This is a genomic window from Trueperella sp. LYQ143 (assembly GCF_046599595.1).
Taxonomy (GTDB): domain Bacteria; phylum Actinomycetota; class Actinomycetes; order Actinomycetales; family Actinomycetaceae; genus Trueperella.
Window position 1 is genome coordinate 1 of the sequence record NZ_JBKIWR010000019.1, and the last position, 20,009, is coordinate 20,009.

At 53.0% G+C, this 20,009-nt stretch carries 14 protein-coding genes; 7 read left to right on the forward strand and 7 right to left on the reverse strand.

Annotated elements, in window-relative coordinates; genetic code table 11:
- Positions 1 to 345 precede the first annotated feature (345 nt).
- The 3 genes from ACLHIL_RS07630 to ACLHIL_RS07640 form a co-directional block, all read right to left on the reverse strand.
- Complete coding sequence (locus ACLHIL_RS07630; RefSeq protein WP_411297365.1) at positions 346 to 963, reverse strand: hypothetical protein; 618 nt, start codon at positions 961 to 963, stop codon at positions 346 to 348.
- A gap of 16 nt (positions 964 to 979) precedes the next feature.
- Complete coding sequence (locus tag ACLHIL_RS07635; protein WP_411297366.1) at positions 980 to 2,386, reverse strand: MFS transporter; 1,407 nt, start codon at positions 2,384 to 2,386, stop codon at positions 980 to 982.
- Positions 2,387 to 2,940: 554 nt separating this feature from the next.
- A complete protein-coding gene (locus ACLHIL_RS07640; protein WP_411297367.1) occupies positions 2,941 to 3,543 on the reverse strand; it encodes a PolC-type DNA polymerase III in 603 nt (200 codons plus the stop codon).
- Positions 3,544 to 3,595: 52 nt separating this feature from the next.
- Here ACLHIL_RS07640 and ACLHIL_RS07645 point away from each other — a divergent pair, with 52 nt between their 5' ends.
- Both ACLHIL_RS07645 and ACLHIL_RS07650 read left to right on the forward strand, forming a co-directional pair.
- On the forward strand, positions 3,596 to 3,835 hold the full coding sequence (locus ACLHIL_RS07645; RefSeq protein ID WP_411297368.1) for a hypothetical protein: 240 nt from the start codon (positions 3,596 to 3,598) through the stop codon (positions 3,833 to 3,835).
- A 453-nt stretch (positions 3,836 to 4,288) separates the two neighbouring features.
- Complete coding sequence (locus ACLHIL_RS07650; RefSeq protein ID WP_411297369.1) at positions 4,289 to 6,415, forward strand: type IIA DNA topoisomerase subunit B; 2,127 nt, start codon at positions 4,289 to 4,291, stop codon at positions 6,413 to 6,415.
- A 38-nt stretch (positions 6,416 to 6,453) separates the two neighbouring features.
- Here ACLHIL_RS07650 and ACLHIL_RS07655 read toward each other — a convergent pair whose 3' ends face one another.
- Positions 6,454 to 6,657, reverse strand: coding sequence for a G5 domain-containing protein (locus tag ACLHIL_RS07655; protein ID WP_411297370.1), 204 nt, complete (start codon positions 6,655 to 6,657; stop codon positions 6,454 to 6,456).
- Between the two features lie 241 nt (positions 6,658 to 6,898).
- On the opposite strand from ACLHIL_RS07655, the gene ACLHIL_RS07660 reads away from it, so the two are divergent.
- Both ACLHIL_RS07660 and ACLHIL_RS07665 read left to right on the forward strand, forming a co-directional pair.
- Entirely contained in the window at positions 6,899 to 7,924 is a 1,026-nt protein-coding gene (locus ACLHIL_RS07660) for a GNAT family N-acetyltransferase (protein ID WP_411297371.1), read from the forward strand.
- A complete protein-coding gene (locus ACLHIL_RS07665; RefSeq protein WP_411297372.1) occupies positions 7,924 to 8,898 on the forward strand; it encodes a GNAT family N-acetyltransferase in 975 nt (324 codons plus the stop codon). The genes ACLHIL_RS07660 and ACLHIL_RS07665 overlap by 1 nt, the downstream gene beginning before the upstream one ends.
- A gap of 482 nt (positions 8,899 to 9,380) precedes the next feature.
- Here ACLHIL_RS07665 and ACLHIL_RS07670 read toward each other — a convergent pair whose 3' ends face one another.
- Positions 9,381 to 11,789: a DNA topoisomerase (ATP-hydrolyzing) subunit A gene (locus tag ACLHIL_RS07670; RefSeq protein ID WP_411297373.1), complete on the reverse strand. Its 2,409-nt coding sequence runs from the start codon at positions 11,787 to 11,789 to the stop codon at positions 9,381 to 9,383.
- A 112-nt stretch (positions 11,790 to 11,901) separates the two neighbouring features.
- On the opposite strand from ACLHIL_RS07670, the gene ACLHIL_RS07675 reads away from it, so the two are divergent.
- A complete protein-coding gene (locus tag ACLHIL_RS07675) occupies positions 11,902 to 12,465 on the forward strand; it encodes a DUF5998 family protein (RefSeq protein ID WP_411297374.1) in 564 nt (187 codons plus the stop codon).
- Positions 12,458 to 13,612, forward strand: coding sequence for an alkaline phosphatase family protein (locus tag ACLHIL_RS07680; protein ID WP_411297375.1), 1,155 nt, complete (start codon positions 12,458 to 12,460; stop codon positions 13,610 to 13,612). Before ACLHIL_RS07675 ends, ACLHIL_RS07680 begins: the two co-directional genes overlap by 8 nt.
- Before the next feature lie 331 nt (positions 13,613 to 13,943).
- Here the strand turns inward: ACLHIL_RS07680 and ACLHIL_RS07685 are convergent, their stop codons facing one another.
- Positions 13,944 to 17,708, reverse strand: a complete 3,765-nt coding sequence (locus ACLHIL_RS07685) for a hypothetical protein (RefSeq protein WP_411297376.1) — start codon at positions 17,706 to 17,708, stop codon at positions 13,944 to 13,946.
- A gap of 539 nt (positions 17,709 to 18,247) precedes the next feature.
- Entirely contained in the window at positions 18,248 to 19,510 is a 1,263-nt protein-coding gene (gene sepH / locus ACLHIL_RS07690; protein ID WP_411297377.1) for a septation protein SepH, read from the reverse strand.
- 186 nt (positions 19,511 to 19,696) lie between these two features.
- Between sepH and ACLHIL_RS07695 the strand changes: the two genes are divergently transcribed.
- Positions 19,697 to 19,996, forward strand: coding sequence for a DUF4193 domain-containing protein (locus tag ACLHIL_RS07695; RefSeq protein ID WP_411297378.1), 300 nt, complete (start codon positions 19,697 to 19,699; stop codon positions 19,994 to 19,996).
- Positions 19,997 to 20,009: the final 13 nt, after the last annotated feature.

Below are 20,009 nucleotides of genomic sequence, written 5' to 3' on the forward strand. Positions count from 1 at the left end.
CCCCCCCCCCCCCACCCCTGATAGCTCACGCAGGATGATAGGGGAGATCAGGAACTGAGGGGGCGTATTCCCTCTTATGCCTCCCATTACTTTCCGCATACCATCGGGAAAACGATTCCCACCGGAAGATCTGTACATCTGTGAGCGGGATTTATACGTTTACTCGTGGAATCTATACGTCTGTGACCGGGATATATACATCTTGAGCGGGATCTATACGATCTGCGCGCGGATTCACACCTGCAACCGGAAGACCTATATATCTGCGCGCAGATCACCTTTCATGCATACGCACAGATCGGCCCTAGCTCATCGCTATATCTGAGCTAGGGCCGATCTCGATCCTTATTGGGTAAACGGAGTCGTAGTCAGGACCTCAAAGGTGTAGATGCCCTGATCTCGATGTTGGCGCACCATACACCAAGCCAGACAGGAGAAAACCTCTTGCGTTGGCAGGGTGATATTTCGGGTACGTCGGCACTCAGACATTGCAGATATCACACAGTCATCTGCGCCTTGCCCGATTCCGTATGCGAGGGTGAGGTGGGAAGCAAAAGGGGCCGGATAACAGACGGCATCGCTTCCTAGGACCTCGTGAGCACAGGCATTCGTCGCTGCGATGAGCTCATCCCATCTAGGAATATCACAGTGCATGATGGCTGAATGGTTAGCACATATAGGATCGTGCCAGCGCCCAGAGAGAACTGGCAGTGCCCGAATATGAGAATTATTGGCCAGTTCAGGGAGCAGCTCGCGCAAGCTCGCGTCGTCGGCCTGTTTGAACCGAGCAACCGTGAGGTGGAGGGCCTCCTCGGGTTGCGGGGCGAGATAATCGAGGCCGACAAAAGCATCGCGGTACTTGAATATCTCGCGGCGGCTGGTCGGCTCTGGGATGAGATATGCGTGGAGCTGCCCAGCCGCCACAAGCTCGTCATCCGTCGTCGTTGCAAAGAAATCTTCCATTGTTCTCTGACCTGACCTACACGCGAGCATTCGGGTCGTCATACGTGCCATAGAACACGCGGTTGCCAAAGCGATCACGCCAGCCGTTATCCGCTAACTGATCGACCTCAGCAATTGAGCGCCCTTTCGTTTCCGGAGCGAGGAAGAAGGAAATAATCATTCCGATAATGGCGACGCCAGCAAATAGCCAGGTGGCCTTATTCATTCCCCAATTGGTGACGAGGAGTGGGAATACCAGCACGCCAAGGATAGATCCGATGCGGGAAACCGATCCGGCGAAGCCAACTCCAGTACCGCGCAATCGCGTGGGGAACATTTCATTGGGGTAGACCATGTTCAACACTCCCGGACCAAGGTTTGCAGCCAGAATCGTCACGGAAAGCATGATGATAAGGGGAACCAATGGCGGTTTCGTCCACAAGGCGAGGGTGACGAGCGCGATAATCATCAGGGCGAAGCAAGAGAGGATCTGCTTGCGTCGGCCAAAACGCTCAACGGTAAACATGCCAAGACCAGCGCCGACAACTCCGAGGAACGCAATTAATGCCGCTCCGAGGAAGGCAAGGTGCGGTCGGCCTTCAGTGAAGGGCGTCAAGATAGTGGGCGTGTACATTTGAATCCCGTAGAAAGACACGCCGAAAGCGAACCAGAAACTTGAACAGAAAATAGTTGCGCGCAGGGATTGCGGGCTAAACAGATCAACCCACCGGCCTTTAGCCTGGGCAACAGTGTCAGCGGTGGACATGGTGAAATCGTGTTCGCGTTTGACTTCGCGTTCGATACGTTTTGCTTCTGCCGCGCGTCCTTGGGCGCGCAACCAGCGTGGAGATTCGGGAACAGAATGGCGTAAGACGATGACGACGGCAGCAATAACAGCACCAAGGAAAAGCATCCAGCGCCAGGCCTGATCGCCGACGTTAAAGAGCGCGATACCAGCCAGATATGCTGTGAAGGAGCCTAATTGCCACAGCAGGGACATAAAGATAATCATGCGCCCGCGGCGGAATGGCGCAGTAAATTCCGCCGTCATTGAGGAACTGATGGGGTAATCTGCGCCGATGAAGATTCCGAGGGCGAAACGAGTGAAGATAAGCTGCCAGACGTTTTGGGTGAGTGCGGCTAGCAGTGCGAATACTACAAAGCCGACGAGATCAAACATGTACATTTTACGTCGGCCAAATTTATCGACCAACATTCCACCGCACATCATGCCGAAGAACATGCCGATGACGACGGAGGAAGCAATAATTCCAGAGATAAGTGGGCTAGTAATATCCCATGATTTTTTGAGGCCGGGTAGTGCAACGGCGATGACAGAGACGTCAAATCCGTCAATGAACATGCCGGCACCGGCAAGCACGGATATTTTGTGTTGGAAGCGTCGTGACGCTGGTGATTCATTCACATTAGATATTTGTGCCATACACCACATCCTATGCTTGGTGGAACTGTTGGTCAAAGTTTGATTGGGGCAAAAGAAGAGAAGGGAAAGGGTAAAAGATCGCGAAAGCAGCAAAGATAAGGGAAGCAAGAGCTCCTGAGCGGCCCTCTAGCAGAGAAAAAATAAATGAGAGAGTTTTTATGCGCCGATGAGAGCTAACTAAGCCAGCGGCTGATGAATCGATAAAAATCATCGGTGATCGCGCACTAATGAATATTTCCCCTCCCGACGGGAAACGCCAATGAGATCCTGCCTTGTGGAAGCCTTAGGCGGCGGGGAAGAGAGGGAGAAAGCCGTGAGAAACCCGCTAATGGAAACCAGCTAGGGAAGCTAGGGAATAGACTCGATATGGTATTCCACGGTCACAGCGCTATGCGATAGACGAATAATGCTGTTTAGGCAGGCGGATTATTCGGTAGCGAGATGAGCTTGCCCCTCAAATAAAAGAACGATTCTGGCTAGCTAATAGGCAATGTGACCAGCGAAAAAGGGAACATAGCAGGCACTGTGGGGCATGTTCGCTATCGCTGTGGCTTCTAGTACTGCCAGGGTTTTGCGCTACTCCACTGATTCGGTAATACGCGGCTACCGTCATGGCTACGGGCTTCTGTGCAAAAACGCATATCATGCGATTCGCGAGTAATGAAGAGCCGGAGTAATTCAGCGCAGACGGCAGCGTCATGGATAGCTCGATGTGTCGGCTGTACTTGCAACCCTAAACGTTGAGCCAAACCGGCAAGGGAATGTGATCCTGGCGGGCAGTATATCCGTGATTGATCGAGAGTACATACGCTATGTGCAGCCTCAATCCGTTCACCACGTTCAGTGCGGCATAATTCGGCATTAATAAATTCCCGGTCGAAGCGCGCATTGTGCGCAACAAAACGACGCCCGTCCAATGCCTGGCAGACTTCCTCGGCAATATCGCCGAAGGTGGGGGCTTGTGCAACGTCAGCGTCGGATAAACCGTGAATGTGGCTGGCCTGTATTGGGATCTGCGGGTTAATAAGGCTGTGAAATTGGGCGGTTTCCCGTAACTGTGAGTCCAATTGAAGAATGGCGATTTCGATGATTCGGTCCTGTTGTGGGGATAGCCCGGTCGTCTCAACATCGACAACAGCAAACCCGTAAGAACACATATCCTTACTCTCTCACATTGCAATCATTTTGCCCCACGCGAAAGATAGTGAGATGAAGCAGACGAGAATCGATATTCATGCTTATATCTACTATGTGAATGCAGTAGTAGAGACTCCACAGTTGACAGCAACAGATCGATGCGACGCCTGCCATGCCCAAGCGTATGTGCGCGTCGAACTGGCTAGTGGCGAACTATTTTTCTGCGCCCACCATGCGCGCGAGCACCGAGCATCGCTGGAAAAGGTCGCCATTCGCATTATTGATGAAACTGGGCGTATTGACGCTGAATAGGGCACTATTGGTGTTTATTGGCGATAAGTAATTGTATTGTTGCCGCCAATTTCAGGCATATTGCTCTGCTGAGATTCGGTGATATTGACGCCCGTGTTAGCTGCTCAATCAGGCGTCTTGCCCCAAGGGAGCACGAGATAGTTTTAGCCCAGTTTTAGCCGCGACGCGACATCAATCCATATCGAGTAGCCGAAGTAACTGCATCGGAATCAGATATCGAAGTCGGTGAACTCGGATCGCATTACTAAACTGACGCGAGCTATCCCAGTGCCGCATGCTCGCTCGCGAGCCAGCCCGACGCCTGCGATACGTGCCGCGATATGCGTTGCGTATCTGATTTGTTTACCTGCGGTAAAGCGGCGGAGGTGATATAGCCAGGGGTAACGTGTGATATTTGTCCACACCACGAGTGGCTTCTCATTGGGAAGAAAACTCCCCGATTAAGATGTGCTCGTGTCATCAGTAGATAATCAGCAATACACCGCTCGGCATCTTTCTGTTCTTGAAGGTCTAGAAGCGGTACGCAAGCGTCCTGGTATGTATATCGGCTCAACTGACTCGCGTGGCCTTATGCATTGCTTGTGGGAGATTATCGATAACAGTGTTGATGAGGCAACAGAGGGGTACGCACGGCATATCGGCGTCGTGTTATATGCCGATGGTTCAGTCGAAGTCAGTGATGATGGTCGAGGTATCCCAGTAGATGAGGTTCCGGGGACGGGAGCTTCTGGTGTGGAAGTGGTTTATACCAAGCTCCACGCTGGAGGAAAATTTGATTCGTCAATGTATGGCTCAGCCGGTGGTCTGCACGGTGTAGGTGCCTCCGTCGTTAATGCGTTATCAGAGCGCCTGGATGTGGCTGTGCAGCGAGACGGCAAAGTATGGGAGATGTCCTTTAAGCGCGGCGAGCCAGGGATATATCGTGATGGTAAAGAGCCGCGTCCCGATGCGCCCTTTACTCCTTTTACCGAAACCTCACAATTGCGGGTGACGGGTAAAGTCGCTAAGAAAGTAACAGGCACGCGGGTCCGTTACTGGGCTGATCCGGAGATCTTCCCGTCAAATACTGAATTCAATTACGAACACCTCATTGAGCGAGTTCGGGAGAAAGCATTTCTCGTCCCTGGGTTACAAATCACGGTCCGGGATATGCGTACGGCGACGGTTGATAAAGCAGGTCATATTGTTGAGGAAGTATTCCAATATGACGGAGGCGTCGTTGATTTCGTCGATCATATTGCAACTGATCCGGCATTGACGCGCACAATGCTGCTCCGCGGTACGGGCACGTTCATGGAGACAGTGCAGATCCTTGATAAGAAGTCGCATCATCTGCGCCCGCACGACGTTGAACGCACATGTGAGGTGCAAATCGCACTGCGCTGGGGTAACGGATACGACACTCGGGAAGAGTCTTTCGTCAATATCATCGCCACCCCCAAGGGCGGCACCCATTTAACCGGCTTTGAACAAGGCGTGACGAAAGTCTTGCGGGCACAGATTGAATCAAAATCTCGGCAATTGAAAGTTACTGCCCGCGATCCACGAATCGAGAAAGACGATATTCTGGCTGGGCTAACTGCCGTGGTTGCCGTGCGTTTCCCCGAGCCGCAGTTTGAAGGGCAGACGAAAGAGGTGCTTGGAACGGCGCCTATTCGCCAAATTGTCGCACGTGTGGTGGAAACTGAGTTGACGGCATGCCTTAACTCAACAAAGCGCGATGCAAAAATGGAGAATATGCGGCTCTTGGAGAAGATCGTCTCCGAGATGCGGGCGCGGGTGGCCGCACGCACGCAAAAGGAGATCTCTCGCCGTAAGAATGCCTTAGAGACTTCTAGCCTGCCAGCAAAACTTGCCGATTGCCGCTCAGAAGATATTGACCACACGGAATTGTTTATCGTTGAGGGTGATTCGGCACTTGGCACTGCGAAACTGGCTCGCAATTCGGAGTTCCAGGCATTGCTACCAATCCGAGGGAAAATCTTGAATGTCCAGAAGGCCTCGCCAACGGATATTCTCAAGAACCAGGAAGTCTCCTCCATTATCCAGGTTGTTGGCGCTGGCTCCGGGCGTACCTTCGACGTCGATTCGGCGCGGTACGGAAAAATTATTTTCATGACGGATGCTGATGTGGACGGCGCCCATATCCGCACCCTTTTGTTGACGCTGTTTTTCCGCTATATGCGCCCATTGGTGGAAGCTGGTCGCGTCTATGCGGCAGTACCGCCGTTGCATCGCATTGAGGTTTCCGGGCGCGGGGCAAAAGGGCGTGAATACATTTATACCTATTCAGACGCGGAACTACATAGCGTTCTTGATCGGCTACGTAAGCAGGGTCGGAATTATAAAGAACCCATCCAGCGATATAAAGGATTGGGGGAGATGGACGCCGATCAGCTTGCCGAGACGACGATGGATCCGCTGCGCCGCACCCTACGCCGCATTTCCCTAGCTGACGAGGAAGCCCTGCGCTATGCGGAGGAAACCTTTGAACTGTTAATGGGATCAGAAGTGGCGCCACGTAAGGAATTTATTGTTGCTGGTGCCGATGATATTTCTCGGGAACAGATCGATATTTAGCCCTTAGATATGTAGTGCCTGACAGCTTATATATCGGTTTATATATCGGTGTTTGTGCCACGCCGGATCACTTTATCAACAGACAAAGAGGTAACTTCTGAGGATATGATAGCCACCTCGCCGGTGCGTGTTTCTAACGTTTCCCTATATGTGCTGAGACTCCCGTTTATACCAGGGGATACGTCAACTGAGATACCGGCAGGAAGTCCAGGATCGTCTACAACACGCTCACTAAATGGCACTACCTGTACAGAGATGATCTCCCCGTTTCTTTTACCGTCCCCGATAGTGTCAGCTCGCGCGTCAAAACGATGCCGGCAAGAAAACGGTGCCAGCGTCGAGTAAAAACTGGCATATCCGCATATACCGCGGCGATACGTCCGTCGGCTAATGCGGAAATATAAACTGCGGGTATTCCCACAACAGTGCCCACATCTTTGCGTTAGGCAGTGTTCATCCGGGACTTTCGGTACACTGGGCTATATGACGGGAATACTCACAGGACGATCATTAGCGCAGCGTCTGGCTGCGCCGGAGGAGCTTCCTCTCCCGTCACGCCATCTGGGATTGACGTGGTCGCAGCTTGATTCGGCAGATCTGCCAGAGTTGCGGCAGATGCTAGATGAGTCGATTGATCCTGAGATCTTTGATGAGACGCGCCTGGTGATGACGTTAACCTGGTGGCTTGATGACATCACAAAACATTCCCATGTTGACGCCATCATTGGCCGTGATTTTGCCGGAGTTGTTCAAGCGGTCGGTTTAGTATCCGTCCACCCGCACCCGCTGACGGAAGCACAAGCCGATGTATTTGGCGCTATTCGCCCACAGTGGCGAGGGCGAGGAATTGGTCGGGCGTTACTGGAATGGCAAGATGGTCGGGCCCGCCAAATGATGTTGCAGGCAGGTCACGATCTGCCTGCCTCGATTCGCTCTCGGGTGAGTTTAGCGAATATGGAGCGCCGACGCTTGCTTGCTGCGGGTGGTTTTTCTCCGCAGTCTCGTTGGACGTACATGGTCTTACCTTTAAGCTCTTCACATTGTCGCCAGAGCGCACAGGCACGTCAGCGGTTACAAGAGCGCGGTTTACATATCGTCACCTTTGATGAGGTTCACCGCACAGAAGTTCTCCGCTTGCACAATCGCGTATCAATGGTGATGGACCGTCGTCAGCCCCTATCAGAAAAAGACTGGTGTGAGCGCATTTCGGCAATGGATCACGATCTCTCACTGTTGCTAATTGATGATTCACAGCTTGTGGGATATTCCCTGTGTTCTCGGGAATCGGATGGCGAGCTACGGGTCGGTTTCTATGGCATTGACCGTGGGTATCGGCATCAAGGCAACGGAACCGATCTCATTTTGGCACTTATTGAACCGGCAATAGATGCGGGTTTGATGCAGATTAATGTTCCTGTCGTATCAGAGACGACGCCATCAACCCAATTCTTGACGACCTACGGATTTATCGAAGGATCGTCACAAATTCTCTATTCAATTGATATCTGATGGCTAATACCCCGTGGAATTGGACTGCGTTACACGCCGAGCACGTCACCGATGTTCTCAGGCTGATTACTGATATTGAAACTGCTGATTCCTCGCCAATTCGGACGACGCTAGCGGAGGTGGAATCCTACTTTCGCCCGTCGCACGTGTGGAGCGCACAAGGCGCATGGGTTAATTCTGAGCTCATTGCTTTCGGTCTGGCTCGTACGCCAGTGGTCAATAACGGGCAACAACCTATTACCATTTCTGGTGGAGTCGTTTCCTATTGGCGGGAACACGGCTTAGGGACGCAGCTCCTTGAGCGCCAGTTGGGAGCTGCCCGGATTGTGGCACAACGCGCGGGGATTGAATCGGCACGTGCGCGTATGTACGTGGATGCCGAACATCGGGTGCTGCTTTCCCTCGCTCAAGAATTAGGTTTCCAGGAGGAATCGAGATTCGTGCAAATGCGGCGCGATTTAGCGCAGATGCATGAGGTCGTGGAGCTTTCGCCGTATATGCATATTGTGCCGTTGTCCTCCGAATGGGTTAATGACGCGCGCAAAGCTCATAACCGCGTATTGGCGCGAACTCCAGCGTGGTCGAAGCATAATAAGGCGATGTGGTCGGCGCGGCTGGATTCAATGCGCGGCGAATGGTGCCTCGCTGCTGTGGATATGTTTGGTGATCGGCCACGTTTGGCAGGTTATCTGCTCGCCTCTGGATTTGCTTCTGCGGTAAGCCCGCAAGGTCATGACGTCATTGATGAAGGCTACGTTGAAGAGATTGTCGTCTTACCTGATTGGCGGGGAAAGCATGTGGCAACCTCGCTCATTATGACTGCAATGGATCGTTTCCGTTCAGCCGGGTTATCTTTTATTGGGATTGACGTCGATATTGTTTCAGGGAATAACGGGGAACAATTAGTGACGGTCTTTGAGCATTTTGGTTTCCAGCGGGTAGCCCAGACGAATATTCTCACCATTGACGTCTAGCTGAGCGCGATAACAAAATAGCGCGTTAATACGGTATCGCCGTAACGCAGGGATGCTCAGAGAAAACGGAATACACGTAGCCGATTTTCCGACGCAATTCGAGTGGCGATAATGCGACTGGGTGACGATTCGACTGCGGGTGACGCATACGCCAGGTAGCCGCATAGACGTTCTGAAACCGAAAGGCACAACGTCATAGTTAATATTCGGCGATTTGTGCCACTGTGCGGTATCGGCGTGCTTATGTTTACTAGCTAGCATACATATCGAGATATGGCGAGGACGCAGGACGTAATGAGCTGGTCGCTACAAGGCATACGGCGCTCGCGAAAGGTAGCGGTAAGTAGCTAGCGAGGGTGAATAGCACAGGATATGGCTTAGGGGTAGTAGATGACGGCGGTAACGCGCAGAAAACCGAGCGAGCAAAACGCCTATAGCCGCCCTGCTCGCTCGGTTTTCTGCGTCTCAGCTACCGGCGATGATTATCCGATAGCGCTAACCACATGCGTCAGCACACTGCCGGAGGCATCGCGGCGTTCGTCAATCTCGGGCAACGGCACCGGCTTACCGTGTGGACCACTTGCCCGAGGCGGGAGCGGCCCAACCCAGGCCTGTTGTAGGATATCTTCGCCACGCACGAATCGTTGCGTGCGAACCCCGCCGGTGCCGCGCCCTTTTGCGGGGTAGCGATCCAGGGGAGTGACTTTAGCTGATCCGGGCATTGTGCCAGGCAAGGACGTAGACGTTCCGGCGATAGTAACAACGCCGTGCGCGGCAAGATCATCGCGAGGAACAACACCCATTGCGATAACCTGTGCGTCAGGGGAAAGGCGGATGCCGACGATTCCCTGCCCGCTACGCCCTTGGGGGCGAACAGCGTCGGCATCAAAACGTAAGAGCTGAGCATTGGACGTTACCAGAACAATCTGATCGTTATCCGTGGCAGGGTGAGCGCCGATAACGACGTCATCGTCAAGCAGGGTAATAAGATCTATGCTTCCCTTATCAGGATAATCGGGCTTGACTCGTTTGATCTTGCCCTGTGCCGTTGCAATGGCTAGGGGAGAGGCATCCGAGGTTAAATCTACGAGGGAAATAATGCGAGTGCCCTTACCCATGAGGATAAGCTCATTTGCCTGCGCCCCCGCGCTCAAACTCGGGGCAGCCTCGGTATCTGGAATAGCGGGAATATCCAAAACAGAGAGCCGCTGTAGCGAGCCATCAGAACACAGCAGACCCACATGGGAACGATTAGTGGTGTAAACAAGCCCAGCAACCGTGTCATGAGTGGAGCGTGGCCCGCTGCGGCTCGGAGGATTTTCTCCGACGATTCGCGCGATACGCCCATCGGCTGAGAGAATGACCCAGCACGGGTCATCAGCGACTCGAAGGGGCTTTTCTGCGCCAGTTGGGGCAGCCGCTTCAGCTTCAAGTAAGACAGTGCGACGGGGAGTGCCAAATTCTTGTGCGACCTGCCCAAGTTCATCGGAGACGAGCTGATGTAAAGCCCGCTCAGATTCAAGGATTTCCGTCAATTCAGCGATAGTATCGCGCAGTTGGTCACGTTCTGCTTCTAGCTCTAGCTGAGAGAACTTCGTCAGCCGGCGCAAACGTAACTGCAGGATATATTCGGCCTGTACCTCACTCAGATCAAAGACTTTCATCAGGCGATCGCAGGCCATGGCCGAATCATCCGACGAGCGAATGACCGCGATGGCTTCGTCAATATCAACCAAGATCATGAGCAAGCCATCGACTAAGTGGAGTCGATCTTTGGCTTTCGCTAGGCGGAATTGTGTGCGTCGGCGAGTGACGTCAACGCGGTGGTGAAGGAATACTTCAAGGAGTTGTTTTAATCCTAGAGTACGTGGCTGACCGTCAACGAGGGCGACGTTGTTAATTCCAAAAGACTCTTCCAAGGGGGTGTTTTGATACAGCGCGGCAAGAACGGCTTCTGGATTAAAAGAATTCTTCACTTCCACGACCAAGCGGGTGCCATGCTTGCGATCAGTGAGGTTCTGTACCCCAGAGATACCTTGCAGCTTCTTGGATTGGACGCCGTCTTTGATCTTTTCAATAACCTTTTCTACCCCGACGAGGTAGGGCAATTCGGTGAAGATGATTCCCTTTTTGCGGGCAGAAATATTTTCAATATGGGCAGTTGCTCGGGTACGGAAGATCCCGCGACCAGTCTCGTAGGCTTGCCGCACGCCATCTAGCCCGACGATCTTTCCGCCTTCTGGCAGGTCCGGCCCTGGAATGAAACGCATTAACTCATCTAAGCTCGCCTCTGGGTGCATAAGCAGATGTTGGGCGCCGGCGATTACTTCATTGAGATTATGTGGCGCCATATTCGTCGCCATTCCAACGGCGATGCCAGATGTGCCATTGACCAGCAGATTCGGGATCGCTGCTGGCAAAACCTCCGGCTGGGTATCGGAGCCGTCATAGTTTGGCAACATAGTGACGACGTCTTCGTCCAGTGAGGCAGTCATAGCGATGGCTGCGGGGGCGAGCCGAGCTTCGGTGTATCGGGGTGCAGCCGGACCATCATCAAGTGAGCCGAAGTTGCCATGCCCGTCAACCAAGGGAAGACGCATCGTGAAGGGTTGAGCTAATCGAACCATAGCGTCATAGATTGCCACATCGCCGTGAGGGTGGAGGCGCCCCATAACCTCGCCGACCACGCGCGAGGACTTGACGTGTGCGCGATCGGGACGCAATCCCATGCGGTCCATCTGGTAGAGAATTCGGCGTTGAACTGGTTTCAGCCCGTCGCGTGCATCCGGTAAAGCGCGCGCATAGATCACCGAGTAGGAATACTCAAGGAAAGATGTGCGCATCTCCTGGGAGACGTCAATATCGACGATGTGCTCTGTAGTCTTCGCCATTTGCCCATTATCGGGCGGTTCGCGCTATGACCTGGCGATATCGGGCGCTGTGTCGGCGTGATGTTGCTGACGAGTCGTGCGGTAACAGGATGAGATTTGGGACAATAGCGACGTGGATCAAGATTTACACGATGAGCTAAAAGCCGTAATCATCCAAAATCCAGCGGGTCAATCTCCGCTATGGGAGGATATCGAGCAGGCGGTGGGAGCAGAGCCAATCTGCTCATTTTATGTTCGCCCGGAAACCGTATTCGATATTGATTCCGTCTATGAGCATCTCATGGTGTATATCCTGACGCCCGCGCGCCTACTGACGATCAGCACAGACACCATCCATGATCTGGATGAGCGTGGTGAATGGGCAACAACAATTCATACCATCCGTATTGCCCAGATTAAAGAACACATTATTTGCCGACGGCGTGGTTTTACCGATGGCGGTATCGGGGAGCTGAATTCGGTGTTCTTGCGGCTGCGCTGGGGGCTGACGTGGACTCAAGAGATCCATCCAGCGAGCTGTGATGATCCGGCGTGCGTCAATGAGCACGGTTACGTCGCAGTGGTGACCAACGAGGATATGGGCGTATTTATTGATCGTGAAGCAGATGAAGAACAATTTGCCCGCGGCCTACATTTTGTTGCTGCGTTAGAGGCGGCGATAGCCCGCAATGACTAAACGACCGCTGACGATCAGCCGAATCGGTGAACTAGCTGAGGTTATTCCGAGTATCTTCCGGGCGATTGGTATTGACGATACTTCGCCGGAGCCATCCCGCTCTGGCCATTTTGAATTCCCACAAGCGCGGCGGGCCTGCGTTGTTCTGGTTGACGGGTTGGGGTATCACCAGTTAGCGCAACGGTTAGGGCATGCGCCAACGATTCGGAGTATTGGTTTAGGCGATCCTATCGTCACCGTGGTTCCCTCAACGACAGTGGCGGGGATCAGCGCCTTTGGTACGGGGTGCCTGCCGGGGCGTACCCACATGGCTGGATACGCCTTACGGGTGCCACAGACGAATGATATTTTCAATCTGATTGCATGGAATCATCCGCAGGTCGATCCGGTGGCGTGGCAGCCTGTGCCAAGTTTCTTTGAGCGCTGCGAGGCGGGGGATCTGCGTCGGGTTGATGAGGACAAACCGATTAGTTTAGTGAAGATCCAGCCGAAGAAGTATGTGAACTCTGGTTTGACGAATGCGGCATTACGCGGGGGTCAAACAGTTGTGGCGCAGGATTTATCGCAACGAGTTGACGCCGCGCTCGCCCAGTTACGCGGGGGAGCAGATATCGTCTATCTGTATTGGGGAGATTTAGATTCCACGGGTCATAAGCATGGATGGCAATCCGAATCGTGGACTGCGCAGCTAGAACATTTTGACGCGGAATTACGGCGGTTGCGGCGCATGTTGCCTGCGCAGACGTTACTGATCGTGACAGCCGATCACGGCATGATCGATGCGCGTGAGGCAATCAATATTGCGCAATACCGTGAGTTGAAAGCTGACGTGGATGTGGTGGCGGGGGAATCCCGTGCGGTGCATCTGTACAGTGCGTGCCCCGACGAAGTGGCGCAACACTACCGAGATGTATTAGAAGATCGAGCGTGGATTTATACTGCGGATGAAGCGATCTCATGCGGTCTATTCGGCGAGGTGACGCCGCAACTGCGGCAGGTCATCGGTGACGTCCTGGTTTTTGCGCGTGAGGACTACGTGGTTGTGGATTCTCGGGTGCAAAGTCCGTCGGCGATGTCCTTGATTGGCGTACATGGTTCACTGACTCCGGCGGAGATGGAGATTCCGCTCCTTGTTGATCTGCGTTAATAATATTGGTTCCCCGTTATTTGCTTACTGCTGAATGCTTTTGTTGAGTGATCTACGGCGCGGGTGCTTGGCAACCTGCCGTGCCATTGCGTAATTGCGGGAGTTTTTGCGGGAGCTGCCTGCGTTAACAGGGGAATCGTCCGGCTGCTATAACAGCTCCTATAACAGCTCTGTTATAGCAGCACTGACTTATTAGCTTTAATCGTGGGGATGCTCGCATGGTGCGCGGTATCAGAAGAGTTTGCTACCCGATGTATTTTCCAGTGAGGATAAGAATGGGGTGTGAGAAACAGATAATCCGTTCCTCACACCCCACTTAGCGGAAATGCGGCTATGAACGGTGCCGGCGGCTAAGGATAGCCAGCGCAATGCCGCTGAGCGTGAGCATTACGGCTAAACCGATCGGTAGCTGAGTGCCGGTTAACGGCAACGCAGCAGCCCCACGATGTACCGCGGCTGGAAGAGTAGCGGGAGTAGCTGGCGGTGTAACTGGTTGCGGCGTCGCCGGAATAACTGCCGGTGCCGTTGCCGGAGTGACGTTGAACGTCAGCCAGCGATTCTTCGTATCTGCCACGCTCATCCACTGCTCACGCGGTGTCACGTCAGCGTCAATATCCGTGATGATGTGATGAGCTAACAGGTAGCGACCTGGTTCAATGTTAAGGCTGCCAAGAGTGACTTTCCAGGAGCCGGCAACCGTGTTATGGGCGATCACTCCAGGATCATCCTCGCGACTACCAGAGCCGGCACTGTTATCAGTATCGCAGGGGACGGCGGTGTTTGGAGTCGAGGCTGTAGCGTCGGCGGTACCGGCGATATAGCAGGCCGTGATGACGATTTCCCGTGATTGACCATCGGTATCTACTCGGGTAGCTGCGGTGGTCGAGCCATCAGGATTAATCCGTTCAAGACGGGTGACAACGCGATACTTCTCACCCGCAGCGAGATCGTAGTAGCTCAGGTCAGCGTCGATCTGGTGCGTTCCACCGGCAACGGATATTTCAGCCTGCGGCTGTGACCCTGACTCTGCCGCAACAGCCGATACACCATCGACGAGCGTTTTAGCGGAGAAACGCGGCTCAATAACCCGAGTCAGTTCGAGGGGAACGGTGAGTTCCGTATCGGACGTGATCGTCGGATATTCGTAATCCATCGGCAGTGTATAGAAATACTGCTCTGGATTGCCTATCTCGTTGGGATACGAGGGCAAGGTGTAAGCCGGTTGACCGCCAGAAGCAACCATAATGTTCTCGGTTCCCACCTTTTGCCCGTGATAGACGTAGGTGACGGCAACTCGATACTGCGTCACAACCGGCTGTGGGGTATCCGGTGCAGGTTGAGCTTTCTTTACTAGTGGCACACTCAGTACTTGAGAAGCGGTAATCTCTGGATTCACCCATTGCGGATCTACCTGGTAGGTATCCGGATCAGGAACCGTGATGAGAGCCTTTTCCCCGTGTCGCACACTCTGAGGAGCATTATTAGTGCTGGGAACTTCCGTTGCCCCATACATGTACTTCACGGTGACGGTGTAGGTATAAGGCGTGAACGTGAGGGGAACAACGATTGTCTCAGAACTGCGAACGCTGAGATGGTTGTATTTATCCTCGTAGCTGTAGTTGCCGCTATTACTGGCTGGTGCAGCTACCGGAATGTGTGCCCCATACGGCAGGTCGAATTGATCTGTGGAGATATCGCGGTCGCCATCTCGGTAGACCACAGCCACGTGGTGGCGAGTCGGTTTCGTCTCGGCGGAGATGTTGCTTGCAGCAATACCTGTGCGCAGCGGAATCTGCACGGCGGTATCGCCATACACTGGCTTATCTGGGAGCTGATAGTCAGGATCGACAACGTAATATCTGTGTTCGCTTGCTTGTGGGTGTGCCGGCAGTTCGGCTGGCACAGTGATAATAGATCCGGCGGCCTGTTGGAAGGTGATAATATCGCCGATTTGCGTCTTTGTGAGGGCATCGACGTATCGAATCGTCACAGTTACTTTTTCGGCTGCCGTTGGGGAGCACGGAATAATGACGCGCTCATCCTTGGTGACGTTCTTCGGCATGGTAACTGTTGCGTCTTTACTGACGCCATATCCATCGGGAAGAACGAGATCGTATTTGGCGTCCGATCCGTGCGTTACAGTGATCTGATCAGTCTTTAGCTCTTTGCCGTTTTCATCTTGATAGACGAAAGTAACCTGGTACTTCTTTTTCTCCACGGCAATAGTGTTGACGGTATTTGCCGTCAACTTTCCGGGAGTCCCGACGTATTGATACCCCTGCGGGAGCTTGGAATCATCGAGAACGATGGGTGTTGATCCCTCAGAAGGCTTTGATTGAATGGCGTACTCTGCGACCGTTGTTCCGGCTTCAACGAGTTTGACGTAGGTCGTGTAATAAATAGGAACTCGATTGAGTCGGATCGTATAGGTTTGCGGAGCATTCAGCGTGGCGGTGTCTGGCGTTGGCAAGTTGCCACTGTAGCTGTAGGAGTAATCAGGGTTGGTGCTCTTAGGCAGTTCCGGAGGGGTGAATTGGCTACCGACTTTCACCATGTATTCATTGCGAGCTACCTCTTGATTACCATCAGTGAAGACGTACGTCACCGGATAGGCTCGTTCCTGGACGACGATAACGCGGTGCTCACCAACCTGCAGGGGAGCAACCTCGCCTACCGGCGTGTAATCGCCAAGATAGGTGCTTGGGGAGAGCGCTTTGAGTTCATCTGCCGTTTTTGCGAGCGCCTTCTTCGAAACGGTTTTACCGTCTTGGGTACGCAGCTCGACCGTCGTCAGAGCGATCATGCCAGCATGTGCAATATTGGGATCTTGGTATCCTTGACCCTTATCAAAACCGCGGCGCTTTCCAACGCTAAATCCGTCAATATCAATGTATTTATCTTCAAAGAAAGATTTGGAACCGTGACCGTTAGCTGAGCTATCTAAGGTCTTTGCACCTTCAAATGCGCCGGTAATATTCGTAACGGAATCGTTAGCCGTGCGATAGTGCAATGATCCCATTTCTTGGGTGATGACGTCGCCAACCGCCTGATAGGCGCACATCCAATCGGATGAGGTGCATCGAATTTTCGGGGCGTTGAAGGTATAAGCCCGACGGAACTCGGAGTTGTACTTTTGCCCTGGTTCGTCAATCCGATAGTCTTTGAAATTCTTGTGGTACACCGGCGAGCCATATTTTTCGCCCAGGGATCGAACGGTAAAGATCTGCGTTAAGAAACCACCGAGAGAGTGGCCGGTAACGTAGACATTCGGGTAGCGGTTGCTGAAGATCTCATCGGCAAGGTTTTGGGCGTCGTATCCTTGTCTCGGCCATGCGCCCAAGGCCAAAGCGGCATCGCTACCGAGATCGCCTTTATTCCCGTCAGTTCCGCGGATGGCAACCATGTGTGTGGAGTTGCCCTGTAAGAAGGGATAGAGCTTGTTGCTGAAAGCATATAGCTGGGCGTCGAAGGAATCCTTTTGGTTGTGCCAGGTTTTGACGACATCCCAGTAAGGAGTGAGCTCCAGACGCATGACTCCATATTCGGAGTTATCTTCGTACCAATCCTTTTCCGAGTAATTGGAGGCGGGATCAAAGAGATTGCGCAGGTAGATATCGTCACGATAAGCAACTCGCTGGAACATGATAGCGTCGCGAGTTTGCACATCCCACATAAGCGGATGAGCGTCGGCTTTATCAGTGATTCCATCACCATCGGTATCGGCAAGAAGCGGATGTGAGGTGTAGGCGTAACACAGCTCGCCGTCTTTTGTGAATGTACCTAACTCGTCTTTGTTAGCAATACCATCGCCATCATCATCTGCATCGGGTTGGAGCGGAGCGTGATTGACGAGGAGACGATCAACGAGGCCGTTGCGGTCGTTACCGCACCAATGCACCTCGCCATCGACAATCTTTTGTGCGCTTTGCGCCGTCAGTGGCTCGACTGTGGGCTCGGCAGCGTGAGCAGGGGCTTGACCCATGCCAAATACCGAGCCGCTGAGCATTAATGCACTAACGAGTCCGAAAATTCCAGCGCGGCGAACGAAATATGACGTGGACATACTCTGCTCGCTACCTGAAGAAAAAACAACCATGTGTGTCAGCCTTACTCACCGAACGTGGATAAAGTGGAAAACTGTTCATCTCATCATACGAGAAAACACGGAAATCAACAACCGCGATAGTGTTGAATTATTCGCTTTATATTGCGGAAAAGTCGCAGTTCAAAGCGGTTGTGAATCCTGTGAAAGAATGAGTGTAGTCACACCTGAAATGTGTTCGGTTTTGGTGCATATCTAATGTCGGAAACTGCCTCGAAAAATTACAGAAAATGAATATTGTTTCGAGATATTTTCGCGGTAGTGCCCAGGAAGATGGTGAGAGGGAAGATGGTGAGAGGGAAGACGGTGAGAGGGAAGACGGTGAGAGGGAAAATACGCGTGGCAGCAGCTAGGCAGGGATATTAACTAGGTAGGGCTCATCAGGCGAACGGAATACGCGAGTGAAGTAGACGTAACCACTCGGAGGAAAACTGCAAAAGGAAGAAACAGAAAAGAAAATCCCCTGGAAAGAGAACGCACAAAACGCAATCAATATGGCGGAGAAAACCTAGCGTTCCCTAAACGAAGCGATGCTAGCGATCCTCGCGATCTGAGCGTGCTTGCCCATAGACGATTTCATCAAAGGTCGGCAGGGCTGGACGGGAGCGGCGTTTCTTTGCGGGCTTCTTCGTCTTTTCTGGCGCGACGACATCTAAACCAGGCAAGGCTTCCTCGGCTGATTCCGGCGCAGAGGAAGCAGAATCAGCTTTTACTGCAGGTTCGGTGTTATGCGAGGAGGCCTCTGGCGAAGATACTGATGGCACACTGATTGCGGTGACGGCGCGCGGCCCAACGCGATGTGCATCATCATTTTCCCCTGAGATAGATGCTCCTGAGGTGGCGTCAGCAGCTAACGCGGAATCCGGGGTATCGCTTGGCGAATCGTTCTCATAGGAATCCTGCAGCGCAGACGATCCAGAAATGGCATGCCCCACCCCAGTTGTGCTCCCCATCGTCGGGAAACTGAGAATATCGGCACCTGCGGAGGATTCGGCAGAACTGCTCGTCTCATTGTGTGACGCAGGAGAAGGCGCAGAGGGATCCGTCAGAAATGGCATGGGCTGGGCAGTGCCACGACGAGAATTCAACGCATCCAACATGAGGTCAATATCAACCGGCGTTCCGGCTGCTGCGGGATGGGCATCGATAGCGGTGTGCAATTTACGCCGACCGCGGGCATCATCGCCGGAATCGGCACTCATAGCCGGAGTATTGACGGGGCGCCACGGTGAAGTGGGAGCAGGAATTTGTGTTTCGGTCAGCCAGATAGCTTCGTCATTTGCTGCGTTGACTGTGCGGGAACGAAGATTGACTCGCCACAAGGCGGTGTGCTCCTTATCGCCACATATATAGCGGGCCACAAGCATCCACGGTTCTTCTTCCTTGCGGTAGGCGTCCCAGGAAATATCGGATTCTGCGACATCGCGGGCAACCAGTCGAGATACCACCAGCTCCTCTAACGTCATATCGCCCAATTCCCGCCCTTGGCGAAATCCTCTGGCCATTTCTGCGGTGTACATCCGCTCCCGAATAATAGGGTTCGCCAGGGATGCAACACGCGAAGCCGGATAGGAAGAGATTTCGGACACTTCGGTGACGGATAAGCCAGCGCGGATATGCGCCTGAACCTCCCGAATACTCATTGGGTGAGGCTCCGCGGCGTCTGTTACCTCAATATCTGTGCGCAAAGCGGCACGCAATTTATCGGTGATAGGGAGAAGATAGCGATTACCCTCGGAGTCGTTCAGTGCAAGCATCCCATTGTCTTGCAAACCTAACAGCTCTAACTCCACCATGTGTCCTCCTCGGCGTTCCTCTCCAGAGTGCCATTAATAGCACAATTTGTCAGCGGATCTTTCGGGCGTGTTTGAGTTTCTGCCGGCCATTGTGACGTCCGACTCGCGAGATTCATCGTCTCACCTTGTATAAATCGGCAACCTTTGGTACAAAGACGGTGAACATTGTCTATTGGGAGTTAACTCATGGCTACAGACTACGATGCGCCACGTAAGCAAGACGAAGATCTGAAAGAAGATTCGCTCACGCAACTGAAGGCTCGTAATACGGATCATCAGTCCAGCTCAGTCGATGAAGACGAGGTTGAAGCTGCTGAAGGTTTCGAGCTCCCGGGTGCGGATTTATCGGATCAAGAACTTTCCGTGGCAGTCATTCCGGCGCAAGATGATGAATTTACCTGCTCGCAGTGCTTTTTAGTGCATCATCGTTCCCAGCTTGCCTATGAAGAAAATGGATTGCCAGTGTGCGCCGATTGCGCATCCTGACGTCCTTGCTAAG